Below are 12,034 nucleotides of genomic sequence, written 5' to 3'. Positions count from 1 at the left end.
TCACTGATTTTCGGGGCTTAAATACCTTTTCATGACTGAAGAGTTCGCGGTTCGCCTCATCCCCTGATCAATTCCTTGACATGCGGCCACTGGCGGCGACTGACCACAATCGGCTCATCGACGCCCGTCAGCAGCACGTTCCACGAGGGTTCGCCCTCGGCATCGGCGCCGCGTTCGCAGCCGGCGATGGCCTGCTTCGCCACCAGGCAGTTGCGGTGCACGCGCAGGAAACGCGCGCCGAATTCGGCTTCAAGCTGTGCCAGCGAGTCGTCCAGGAGGAATTCGCCGTTGCGGGTGCGTGCCGCAACGTATTTCATATCGGCCTTGAAAAAAAGAACGTCGTCGACGGGGATCAGCAGCACGCGACCATGTTCGCTGGAGCGCAGGTGCTGACGACCCTCCGGCGCCAGCAGCTGCAGCGCCGCGGCGGAGGGCGCACGCGAGGCAGTCAAGGATGCCTTGCGCAAGGCCGCCGCCAGGCGTTCGGCGCGCACCGGCTTGACCAGGTAGTCGACAGCGGAAAGCTCAAACGCCTTCACCGCATAATGATCGTAGGCAGTCGTGAATATGATCGCCGGCGGCTGCACGAGGCGCGACAGATGCAATGCCAGTTGCGTACCATCCATGCGCGGCATACGGATATCGAGCAGTGCGACATCGGCGGCGGCATGTTCCGCAAGATCCAGCGCTTCCATGCCGTTGGCGGCCTCGGCGACGATTTCCGTCGGCACTTGCGTGGCAATGTCGGCCAGCAGGTCGCGCAGGCGCGCACGCGCGGGTGCCTCGTCGTCAACCAGCATCACCCGCAATGTCTCCGGCGCGTTCATGCCATTCGCTTCTGGTAGGGCAGCACGATGCGCACCGTATAGCGGCCGTCGCGTACCTCGGCATCGAGGTGGGCGGCATCGGCGTAGAACAGCGCCAACCGCTCGCGGATATTGGCCAATGCCATCTGGTTACCCATCGCGCGGGTGACCGGGCTTTCGTTCGGATTTGACATGACGATGACAAGGGTGCTGCCGCTGTGCAGCAGTTTGATCTCGACCACCCCCGGATCGGACGCGGGCTCGATACCATGATAGACCGCATTCTCCAGCAGCGGCTGCAGCATCAGCGGCGGCAGCAGCGCATCGGGCGGGCACTGTTCGATGTCCCAGTTCACGCGCACGCGCTCACCCAAGCGCAGCCGCTCCAGCTCGATATACTGTCGGCATAGAGCGATCTCGGCCGAGAGCGGCACCAGCTCGCGCGGATCCTGCATCAGGGCGCGAAACAGCTCGGCCAGTTCTTCCAGCGCCTTTTCGGCGCGGCGCGGATCGTTGCGGATGATGCCGAGTATGCCGTTCAGACTGTTGAACAGGAAATGCGGCCGGATGCGTGCCGTCAGCGCCATCAATCTGGCTTCGACGATGGCCGGCGAACGCGATTGCCGCGCAAGATGCCACCACGTCGCGATCAGGGAAGCAACGGCGGCCGCAGCCGAAAACCAGCGCATCAAGGCATCTACACTGAACACAGTGACCAGCGCCAAGAGCGCATTCAAGGTCAACAGCAACAGCAGCCCCACCGGCCCGGAGGGTGAAGGGTTTTGCCGTATACTGGAATCCTTCTCAACCATATACCCGATCTCGTTGAATCGACGCTGGATTTCGATTTCATTATGACAGAACAACAGGCAGGTACTGATAATAGCAAGGCATGGTCGGGGCGTTTTTCGGAACCGGTCTCCGATCTGGTCAAGCGCTACACGGCGTCGATACATTTTGATCAGCGCCTGGCCCTGCAGGATATTCGCGGCTCGCTGGCGCATGCGCGCATGCTGGCGCGACAGAACATCATCGGCAGCGAGGATCTCGCCGCCATCGAACGCGGCATGGCGCAGATCGAGGCCGAGATTGTAAAAGGCCGTTTCGCCTGGAACCTCGATGACGAAGACGTCCATCTGAATATTGAAAAACGGCTCACGGCGCTGGTCGGCGATGCCGGCAAGCGCCTGCACACGGGGCGTTCGCGCAACGATCAGGTGGCGACCGACATCCGGCTCTGGTTGCGCGACGAGATCGACGCCATCGACGACCTGCTGCGCCGTTATCTCCTTGCCCTGCTCGATCTGGCCGAGCGGCATGCGGCGACGCCGATGCCGGGCTTCACCCATCTGCAGGTCGCGCAGCCGGTCACCTTCGGCCACCATCTGCTGGCCTATGTCGAGATGACGAAGCGCGACCGTGAACGCATGGCCGACTGCCGCCGCCGGGTAAACCGTCTGCCCTTGGGCGGCGCCGCGCTGGCCGGCACCACGTTTTCCATCGACCGCGCCTTCGTCGCGCAGCAACTCGGCTTCGATGCCGTCTGCGAGAACTCGCTCGACGCCGTCTCCGATCGCGACTTCGCCATCGAATTCAGCGCCGCGGCAGCGCTGGTGATGGTGCATCTGTCGCGCCTTTCCGAGGAGTTGATCCTGTGGATGAGTCCGCGCGTCGGCTTCATCGACATCGCCGACCGCTTCTGCACCGGCTCCTCGATCATGCCGCAGAAAAAAAACCCCGATGTGCCGGAACTGGCGCGCGGCAAGAGCGGTCGCGTCTTCGGCCACCTGATGGGGCTGCTGACCTTGATGAAGGGCCAGCCGCTCGCCTATAACAAGGACAATCAGGAAGACAAGGAACCGCTGTTCGATACGGTCGATACGCTGTCCGACACCTTGCGCATCTTCGCCGACATGGCGGCCGGCATCACGGTGAAGCCGGAAGCGATGAATGCCGCGTTGAAGCAGGGCTTCGCCACGGCGACCGACCTCGCCGACTATCTGGTCAAGCGCGGCGTTCCGTTCCGCGATGCCCATGAAGCCGTGGCGCGCGCAGTGCGTGCCGCAGAAACCAAAGGCTGCGATCTCGCCGATCTCGCCTTGAATGAATTGCAGGCTTTCTCGCCGCTGATCGGCGCAGACGTATTCGAGGTGCTGTCGATCGAGGGCTCGCTCGCCGCACGCGACCATATTGGCGGCACAGCCCCGGTGCAGGTGCGGGCAGCCATCGCGCGCACGCGCGCCGCATTGAATGAATAAGCGATATCGCGCCATACGGCGCAGCTTCTGCCTCTTCCCTAACCCTTCCACCGCCAAGTGAGAGGGGCTTACAGAGAGAGCGCCTTGCGCTGAGTTCGGATGGAGCGGATCGGTAAATACGAAATTAGGAACAAACTCGGCGAGGGCGCAACCTCGACGGTCTATCTCGCCCACGACCCATTTGCCGGACGCGATGTCGCGATCAAGGTGATTTTTCCCGAAGTGTTGAAAGATCGCGAAAAGGGCAAACTCTATCGCCACCTGCTGCTCAATGAGGCGTCGCTTGCCGGCAAGCTGATGCATCCGCACATCGTGCAAATCTTCGACGCGGTAATCGACGGCGGCCAGAGCTATATTGTGATGGAATATGCGCCCGGCGGTACGCTGGAGCAGTTTTGCTCGCCGCAGAACCTGCTGCCTTTCAACCGCATGGTGGAGATGATTTTCAAATGCACGCGCGCCCTCGAATATGCCAATCGTCTTGGCATCACCCACCGCGACATCAAGCCGGCCAATATCCTGCTCGCCCAGGCCGGCAATACCGGCGATATCAAGATCTCGGATTTCGGCGCCGCCATAATGACCGGCGGCGACCAGATGACCACACAGGTATCAGGCGTCGGCTCCCCCGCCTACATGTCGCCGCAGCAGGTACGCGATCTGCCACTCAATCACCAGACCGATATCTATTCGCTCGGGGTCGTGATGTACCAGTTGCTCACCGGACGACTGCCATTTTCGGCAACGAATAATTACAGCATGATTTACCAGATCACCAGCCTCGATCCGCCGCCGCCGTCGACCTTCCGCACTGATATACCGCCTCACCTTGATGCCATCGTGGCGCGCGCCATGCAAAAGGATCTCGACGCGCGCTATGCGACGTGGGAAGAGTTCTCGCATGATCTGGCGCAATCCTTTCGCAACAAACAACTTTCGGCGCAAGCGCAGGAAGTGCCTGACAGCCAGAAGTTCGAGACACTGCGCAGCCTGCCCTTTTTCGCCGATTTCAGCGACGTGCAAATCTGGGAAGTGGTGCGTTTCTCCACCTGGGATGATGCTGCCGCCGGCACCGTGGTAATGAAGGACGGCGAACCCGGCGAGTTTTTCTGCTTCCTCATCGAAGGTGAGTTGTGCGTCACCAAGCGCGGCCACACACTGAACATGCTTGCGCCCGGCGACTGCTTCGGTGAAATGGCCATCATCAATCGCAACAGCCGCGTGCGCGGTGCCGACGTCGTGGCGCAAACGCAATCGTATCTGGTGACAATACGCGCCGATGCGCTAAGACACGCCTCGGAGGCCTGTCGCATGCATTTCTATCAATCTTTTCTCGAAGTCATCAGCACACGGCTGCACCAGGCCAATGCACGGCTGGCGGCAATTTAGTTGTCCCTAGACAGGAGGCACCGGTCGCTTCTTGCCTTGCTTATCTACGGCCACATAGGTCAATTGCGCCTCTGTCACCTTGACGACTATCGGATTCTTCGGGTTGCGCTCCGCGTAGACGTCGACCTGAATCGTAATCGAAGTCGTGCCGACCCTGATTACCTCCGCATAGAAACTGACCAGATCGCCCACTGCGATTGGCTGCCTGAACTGAAGCGCGTTGGCCGCGACGGTGACTATTCGGCCACGAGCGCGGCGAAGTGCCGGTATCGCCCCCGCCATGCCGAGATGCGACATCACCCAGCCGCCGAAAACATCTCCTGCCGGATTCAAATCGGCGGGCATTGGCACCAAGCGCAAAACGGGTTGCTGAGCGGGAAGTTGCGGAGGATTGTTCATATTCATACCTCGGTAGAAAGTCAATGAAAGTGTAGTCGATTCGGCCAAGAGCGGAGTCCGGTCAGCTGATACACTCGAGCCATGCGCCGCGCTCGATCCAACATCGCACTGCCAGGGCCGCTTCCCAGGGAAAGACATGACTGGCAGACCGTCCGCCAGTTGTTGCCCTATCTGTGGGCATGGAAAGGCCGCGTCATCTTCGCCCTCGCCTGCCTGATCGGAGCCAAGCTCACCAACGTCGCCGTGCCGCTGGTGTTCAAGGATCTGATCGACGCTCTTTCTGTGCCACCGAAACAGGCGCTGCTGCTGGTGCCGCTGGGCCTGCTCGCCGCCTATGGCGTGTTGCGTTTTTCCACTTCGATTTTCACCGAGCTGCGCGAAATCGTCTTCGCTCGTGTCACGCAGCGCGCTGTGCGGGCAATCGCGCTGAAGGTATTCGAGCATCTGCATGAGTTGAGCCTGCGCTTCCATCTCGAGCGCCAGACCGGCGGTCTGACGCGCGATATTGAGCGCGGTACGCACGCCATCAGCTCGCTGATCAACTATTCGATCTATTCGATCCTGCCCACCCTCATCGAAGTGGCGCTGGTGATGGGAATTCTGATTTCGCGTTATCCGGGACGCTTCGCCATGATCGCCGCATCGACCCTGACGGTGTATGTGCTTTTCACGATCTCGGTGTCGAACTGGCGCACCGCGCTGCGGCGCGAAGTCAATGAACTCGACTCGGCTGCCAACGTCCGCGCCATCGACAGCCTGATCAACTATGAAACCGTGAAGTACTTCAACAACGAGAACTGGGAAAAGAATCGTTATGACCAACAACTGGTGAAATGGGAAAGCGCGCAGGTGAAAAGCCAGATTTCACTTTCCTACCTCAACCTCGGCCAGGCCGCAATCATCGCCAGCGCCGTCTCGCTGATGATGTGGCAGGCGGCGGAGGGCGTCGCCGGCGGCAGCATGACTGTGGGCGACATCGTGCTGGTGAATGCCTTCCTGATCCAGCTCTACATGCCGCTGAATTTTCTTGGCGTGCTCTATCGCGAAATTCGCCAGTCACTGACCGATATCGAGCGCCTGTTCCGCCTGCTCGACGAACACCGCGAAATTCAGGATGCGCCGGACGCCAGGCCGCTTGAGCGCGGCCCTTGTACGGTACGCTTCGAGCATGTCGGCTTCCACTACGAGAGCCGGCGCCAGATACTGAGCGATGTCGACTTCGAGATTCCGGCTGGCAACACCCTCGCCGTGGTTGGCCACAGCGGCTCGGGCAAGAGTACGTTGGCGCGGTTGCTGTTCCGCTTCTATGACGTACAGCAGGGCTGCATTCGTATCAACGGCCATCCGCTGAAACAACTTACCCAAGCGTCGCTGCGTGCGGCGATTGGCATCGTGCCGCAGGACACGGTGCTGTTCAACGACACGATTTTCTACAACATCCAGTACGGCAGGCCAACGGCAACCCGTGGGGAAGTGATCGCCGCTGCCCACTCGGCGCATTTGCATGGCTTCATCGAGCGGCTGCCCGACGGTTATGACACACGTGTCGGCGAACGCGGACTAAAGCTTTCCGGCGGCGAAAAACAGCGCGTAGCGATTGCGCGCGCCCTGCTGAAAAACCCACCGATCCTGATTTTCGACGAGGCGACATCGGCGCTCGATTCAAAAACGGAAAAAGCGATTCAGGCCGAACTGGAGGCAGCTGCTGTCGGCCGCACCACACTGGTCATCGCACACCGCCTGTCCACCGTCATGAATGCCGACCGGATTCTTGTCCTCGACGGCGGACACGTTGTTGAACAGGGCCGGCACCGGGATCTGCTGGAACGCAATGGCGCATATGCCCAGATGTGGGCGCTACAGCAACAGGAGGCCGAGGTCGAATCCATCACCGCCTGACACAAAACTACGATAAAACATCTTTATTAATAATACCTTACTTGTTATTTATACTAATTAGTTATTTTGAAGTAACTATAAAGTATTTCATTGAATTAAGCCCGTCGCTTATTCTTTCGTTCACCGTGTCTAGCGGATTTTCGTGATCGACTTTGCCCAACTGCCTTCGGGTTTGTTGATAGCGCCAGCACTTTAGCCCAGGAAATTGCATGTATCAGTACGATGAATATGACCGGAAAATTGTTCGCGAACGCGTCGCACAGTTTCGCGACCAGACTCGGCGCTATCTTGCCGGAGAATTGACCAAAGACGAGTTCCGTTATCTGCGCGTGCAGAACGGGCTCTATATCCAACGGTACGCGCCGATGCTGCGCATTGCCGTGCCCTACGGGCTGCTTTGCAGCAAACAGTTGCGCCGTCTGGCGCATGTCGCGCGTAAATATGACCGCGGCTACGGCCACTTCACCACGCGGCAGAATCTGCAACTGAACTGGCCGGAACTACCGCGCGTGCCGGATATTCTCGAAGAATTGGCTGAAGTCGAGATGCACGGGATACAGACTAGCGGCAATTGCATTCGCAACATCACCACCGATGCGTTCGCCGGCATCGCCCCCGACGAGATCGCCGACCCGCGCCCCCTGTGCGAAATTCTGCGTCAGTGGAGCACCTTCCATCCCGAGTTCGCCTATCTGCCGCGTAAGTTCAAGATCGCGGTGAGCGGCACCGTGGAGGACCGCGCCGTCACCTATCTGCACGACATCGGCCTGCATGTGCTCAAGAACGACCAGGGCGAGATCGGCTTTCGCGTGATTGTCGGCGGTGGCATGGGCCGCACTCCAGTGATCGGCAAGGTAATCCGCGAATTCCTGCCCTGGCAGCATATCCTCAGCTATTGCGAAGCGATCCTGCGTGTCTATAACCGCTACGGCCGGCGCGACAATCCATTCAAAGCGCGCATCAAGATACTGGTGAACGCCACCGGGCCCGAAAAGTTCGCGCAACAGGTTGAGGAGGAGTGGGTTCATCTCAAGGATGGCCCATCCACGATTACGCAAGCCGAATACGCCCGGGTTGCCGCCCATTTCAAGTCGCCCGACTATCGCACGCTGCCACCAATTAACGCCGGCTACGAAGCCAGCAGGCGCAACAGCATTCCTTTCGCCAAATGGGTCGAGCGCAATGTACGCGCGCACCGCGTGCCGGGTTATGCTGCCGTCACGCTGTCGCTGAAGAAACCTGGAGTGGCGCCGGGCGACTGCACGTCGGACCAGATGGATTTCATCGCCGACCTCGCCGAGCGCTACAGTTTCGGCGAACTGCGCGTCACGCACGAGCAGAATCTGGTGCTTTCCGACGTTGCCCTGTCCGATCTGTTCGAGCTATGGCAAAAGGCGCGTGGCGCAGGCCTCGCCACGCCGAACATCGGGCTGATCACCGACATCATCTGCTGCCCCGGCGGCGATTTCTGCGATCTCGCCAACGCCAAGTCGATTCCGATCGCCAATGCCATCCAGGAACGCTTCGAAGACCTCGACTACCAGCATGACATCGGTGACATCGAGATCAATATTTCGGGCTGCATGAATTCCTGCGGCCATCATCATGTCGGCCACATCGGCATCCTTGGCGTCGACAAGCACGACTCGGAGTGGTACCAGATTTCGATCGGCGGCCGGCAAGGTTTGGCAGCCGCGCTGGGTAAGGTGATCGGGCCATCTTTCGCCGCGGCTGAAGTGCCGGACGTGATTGAAAAGTTGATTGCGGTGTACGTTGCCCAGCGTCGCGATGAAGAACTGTTTATCGATGTGGTCGAGCGCCTCGGCATCGAGCCGTTCCAGACAGCCGTCTATGGCGAGCGTACGCGCGGCCTGCGCGGTGAGAGGAAGGTCGCCAATGGCTGAGATAATCAAGGATCGCACTATCGTTGCTGACGATTGGTGCCTGATGCGTTTGGGCGAAGGCCAAGCCACCGCGGACATTGCCTTGCCCACGGGCAAACTGATCGTGCCCTTGGCCGTGTGGCAAGCGCGCCGCCAGGAATTGTCCAAACGCGATGCATTAGGCATCTGGCTCGCCAACGACGAAGGGCCGGAACTGATCGCCAACGATCTGTCGCACTTTACACTCATTGCTATCGATTTCCCGAAGTTTTCCAACGGGCGCGGCTATTCCAGCGCAGCGCTGTTGCGCAGCCGCTACGGCTACCGCGGCGAATTGCGCGCCATCGGCGATGTGTTGCGTGACCAGATGTTCTACCTGACGCGGGTCGGCTTCAATGCCTTTGCCGTGCGTTCCGACCGCTCGATCCGGGATGCGCTCAATGCGCTCAATGACTTTAGCGTGACCTATCAGAATTCGACCGACGAGACGCAACCGCTGTTTCGGCGTGTTCAGCGCATTGCCACAAACTGAGGGCCAAAATGAATATTGACCTTGACGACATAGAACTGCTGGCGACCGTAGATCGTCAGGCCGAGGCAGTCACCACGCTGCTGACTACGATCGCGTCCGACTATGCGCCGGCCACGCTCGCCGCCGGCATGGGCGTCGAAGGCATGGTGCTCACCGACATCATCATGCGCAACAAGCTGCCGATCGAGATATTCTCGCTCGATACCGGTCGCCTGCCGGCTGAAACCTACGATCTGATGCAGCGCCTGAAGCGCCACTACGGCCTGACGCTGAAAATATTTTTTCCGCGCCACGACCTGGTCGAATCGTACGTGCGCGAGCACGGCATTAACGCCTTCTACGAGTCGGTGGAACTGCGCAAGGCCTGCTGCCATGCGCGCAAGGTCGAACCGCTGAAGCGTGCCTTGGCTGGCAAGAAAGCCTGGATCACCGGCATGCGCGCCGAACAATCGGAGACGCGTACGGAATTACCGGTGCAGTTCTACGATGCGGCCAATGGCCTTGAAAAGTTCAATCCGCTCGTGGGCTGGACCGAAGCCGAGGTATGGACCTACGTCAAGACGCGCGACGTCCCCTACAGCCGGCTACATGACAAAGGTTACCCGAGCATCGGTTGCGCGCCCTGTACCCGCGCGGTCGCGCCGGGTGAGCATGTGCGCTCCGGCCGTTGGTGGTGGGAAGACCCGTCCGGCAAGGAATGCGGCATCCATGTGATTCCAGTAGCGGTTAACGCGGCGTGAGGTTGCAATTCCCGACGCGCGCATTATTTGCGCTAGGCATGGCATGCCCGATTGCGCTGATCGGCGCCGGTGTCGTACTTACGGTGTTTTATAACGTTGCCGCCTGCCCGCTCTGCATTCTGCAGCGGATGCTTTATCTCGCTATTGCGCTGGTATCGACTTTCGGGCTGGTGTTTGTGCCGTACCATGCCGTCCGCATCGTTGTGGCGTTATCAGCCGCGATCCTCGCCGCAAGTGGCGCGGCAATCGCGGGCTACCAAATCTATTTACAGCACCATCCCTTTGCCGCCACCTGCGGCGACGGCGCGGCTTGGTGGGAGCGCATGGTCGAGCAGGCCGGGCAATCGCTGCCGATACTGTTCAAGGCCGAGGGATTATGCTCTGACGATACGTGGTCCCTGTTCGGACTGTCCATACCGGAATTGTCGTTGCTGGCCTTTTGCGGACTGTTCGTCCTCGGCATGCTGGCGCTGTTTTCCCGTCCGAGACCGTAAACGATCAAGGCCGGACAGTTAGCCCGGCCTTGATCGTAGTGTCGAAAACGCCTATTCGGCGCTGACTGCTTCGCCTTCAGGCCTGTCCATCAATTCCACATACGCCATGGGCGCATTGTCACCGACGCGGAACCCCATTTTCAGGATACGCAGGTAGCCGCCATTGCGCGAGGTGTAGCGCGGTCCCAGTTCGTCGAATAGTTTGACCACGATTTCGCGGTCGCGCAGGCGATCGAAGGCGAGGCGGCGGTTGGCCAGATTCGGCGTCTTGCCGAGCGTGATCAGCGGTTCGACCACGCGGCGCAGTTCCTTGGCCTTGGGCAGCGTGGTCTTGATGACCTCGTGGCGCAGCAGGGAGTTCGCCATGTTGCGCAGCATCGCTAGGCGATGCGACGAAGTGCGGTTGAGTTTTCTTAATCCGTTACCGTGACGCATGATGTTACCTCTCGTTTGTCGGATCGCCGCGCGCTGCAAACGATCCGTTAATCGTTATTTAAGAGCGGGAGTTATCCCAATTTTCTCAGCTCCGCAGGGGGCCTGTTTTAGCTCCGACTAACCTAAAGATTAGTCTTCGCTGAAATTGGCTGCAGTTCTTATCCTAATTTCTCCAGTCCGGCGGGAGGCCAGTTTTCCAGCTTCATTCCCAGACTGAGGCCGCGCGAGGCAAGGACTTCCTTGATCTCGTTGAGCGACTTGCGACCCAGATTCGGAGTCTTCAACAACTCGGTTTCCGTGCGCTGGATCAGGTCGCCGATGTAATAGATGTTCTCGGCCTTGAGGCAGTTGGCCGAACGCACGGTAAGTTCAAGGTCGTCGACTGGACGCAGCAGTTCCGGCGCCACCGGCATCTGCTTCTGCTCCACCGGCGCAACGCTGGTGTCTTCAAGGTCGGCAAACACCGAGAGTTGATCCATTAGCACACGGGCGGAATAGCGAATCGCTTCTTCCGGATCAATGGCGCCGTTGGTTTCCAGATCGATGATCAGCTTGTCGAGGTCGGTGCGCTGTTCAACACGGGCCGATTCAACCTGATAACTGACGCGACGTACCGGACTGAACGATGCATCCATCAGGATGCGGCCGATGGTCTTGCCTTCTTCATCTTTGCTGGCGCGCACGTTGGCCGGCACATAACCGCGACCGGTTTCAACCTTGATCTGCATTTCCAGCTTGCCGCCGGGAGCGACATGCGCAATGACATGGTCGGGGTTGATGATTTCGACATCGTGCGTAGCCTCGATGTCGGCAGCGGTAACGACACCTTCACCGCTCTTGGATAGCGTCAGCGTGGCTTCCGCCCGGTTATGCATCTTGAGAACGACGCCCTTGAGGTTGAGCAGGATGTCAACTACATCTTCGCGCACGCCATCGACCGTCGAGTATTCGTGCAGGACACCGGCGATCGACACCTCGGTCGGCGCGGTACCCGGCATCGACGACAGCAGGATGCGGCGCAGGGAATTGCCGAGAGTGTGGCCATAGCCGCGCTCGAATGGTTCCATAACGACGCGCGCGTGAACCGGCGACAGGGTCTGGACATCGATGATGCGCGGTTTCAGAAGTGCATTGCTTTGCATCTGCATTCCTTCAAAAAGAAAAGCACCCTGCGGCCCGGATCAGCCGGGCGCAGGGCT

At 59.6% G+C, this 12,034-nt stretch carries 12 protein-coding genes; 7 read left to right on the top strand and 5 right to left on the bottom strand.

Going from position 1 to position 12,034, the window contains the following annotated elements; all coding sequences use genetic code 11:
• Positions 1–56 precede the first annotated feature (56 nt).
• Together K5E80_RS14450 and K5E80_RS14445 are read right to left on the bottom strand one after the other, a co-directional pair.
• Positions 57–827 (bottom strand): LytR/AlgR family response regulator transcription factor, encoded by a 771-nt coding sequence (locus tag K5E80_RS14450; protein ID WP_220636818.1) that lies wholly within the window; start codon positions 825–827, stop codon positions 57–59.
• Positions 824–1,618, bottom strand: coding sequence for a sensor histidine kinase (locus K5E80_RS14445; RefSeq protein ID WP_220636817.1), 795 nt, complete (start codon positions 1,616–1,618; stop codon positions 824–826). Before K5E80_RS14445 ends, K5E80_RS14450 begins: the two co-directional genes overlap by 4 nt.
• Before the next feature lie 42 nt (positions 1,619–1,660).
• On the opposite strand from K5E80_RS14445, the gene argH reads away from it, so the two are divergent.
• Positions 1,661–3,064, top strand: a complete 1,404-nt coding sequence (gene argH, locus K5E80_RS14440; protein WP_220636816.1) for an argininosuccinate lyase — start codon at positions 1,661–1,663, stop codon at positions 3,062–3,064.
• Positions 3,065–3,163: 99 nt separating this feature from the next.
• Positions 3,164–4,453 carry a protein kinase domain-containing protein gene (locus tag K5E80_RS14435; RefSeq protein ID WP_220636815.1) on the top strand — a complete coding sequence of 430 codons (1,290 nt, stop codon included), beginning with the start codon at positions 3,164–3,166 and terminating at the stop codon, positions 4,451–4,453.
• Positions 4,454–4,459: 6 nt separating this feature from the next.
• On the opposite strand, the gene K5E80_RS14430 is transcribed toward K5E80_RS14435, so the two are convergent.
• Positions 4,460–4,852 carry an acyl-CoA thioesterase gene (locus K5E80_RS14430; RefSeq protein ID WP_220636814.1) on the bottom strand — a complete coding sequence of 131 codons (393 nt, stop codon included), beginning with the start codon at positions 4,850–4,852 and terminating at the stop codon, positions 4,460–4,462.
• An 81-nt stretch (positions 4,853–4,933) separates the two neighbouring features.
• On the opposite strand from K5E80_RS14430, the gene K5E80_RS14425 reads away from it, so the two are divergent.
• The 5 genes from K5E80_RS14425 to K5E80_RS14405 all read left to right on the top strand — a co-directional run bounded on the left by K5E80_RS14425 (position 4,934) and on the right by K5E80_RS14405 (position 10,400).
• Positions 4,934–6,751, top strand: coding sequence for an ABCB family ABC transporter ATP-binding protein/permease (locus tag K5E80_RS14425; RefSeq protein ID WP_220636813.1), 1,818 nt, complete (start codon positions 4,934–4,936; stop codon positions 6,749–6,751).
• A 209-nt stretch (positions 6,752–6,960) separates the two neighbouring features.
• Positions 6,961–8,655: a nitrite/sulfite reductase gene (locus K5E80_RS14420; protein WP_220636812.1), complete on the top strand. Its 1,695-nt coding sequence runs from the start codon at positions 6,961–6,963 to the stop codon at positions 8,653–8,655.
• A complete protein-coding gene (locus tag K5E80_RS14415; RefSeq protein ID WP_220636811.1) occupies positions 8,648–9,166 on the top strand; it encodes a DUF934 domain-containing protein in 519 nt (172 codons plus the stop codon). Before K5E80_RS14420 ends, K5E80_RS14415 begins: the two co-directional genes overlap by 8 nt.
• Before the next feature lie 8 nt (positions 9,167–9,174).
• Positions 9,175–9,906: a phosphoadenylyl-sulfate reductase gene (locus K5E80_RS14410; protein WP_220636810.1), complete on the top strand. Its 732-nt coding sequence runs from the start codon at positions 9,175–9,177 to the stop codon at positions 9,904–9,906.
• Positions 9,903–10,400: a disulfide bond formation protein B gene (locus K5E80_RS14405; RefSeq protein WP_281420296.1), complete on the top strand. Its 498-nt coding sequence runs from the start codon at positions 9,903–9,905 to the stop codon at positions 10,398–10,400. Before K5E80_RS14410 ends, K5E80_RS14405 begins: the two co-directional genes overlap by 4 nt.
• A 51-nt stretch (positions 10,401–10,451) precedes the next feature.
• Here K5E80_RS14405 and rplQ read toward each other — a convergent pair whose 3' ends face one another.
• On the bottom strand, positions 10,452–10,835 hold the full coding sequence (gene rplQ / locus K5E80_RS14400; RefSeq protein WP_220636808.1) for a 50S ribosomal protein L17: 384 nt from the start codon (positions 10,833–10,835) through the stop codon (positions 10,452–10,454).
• 158 nt (positions 10,836–10,993) lie between these two features.
• Positions 10,994–11,977, bottom strand: a complete 984-nt coding sequence (locus K5E80_RS14395) for a DNA-directed RNA polymerase subunit alpha (protein WP_220636807.1) — start codon at positions 11,975–11,977, stop codon at positions 10,994–10,996.
• Positions 11,978–12,034 lie beyond the last annotated feature (57 nt).

The sequence above is a fragment of the Georgfuchsia toluolica genome (assembly GCF_907163265.1).
Taxonomy (GTDB): Bacteria; Pseudomonadota; Gammaproteobacteria; order Burkholderiales; family Rhodocyclaceae; genus Georgfuchsia; species Georgfuchsia toluolica.
This window is presented reverse-complemented; position numbering and strand designations above follow the sequence as displayed.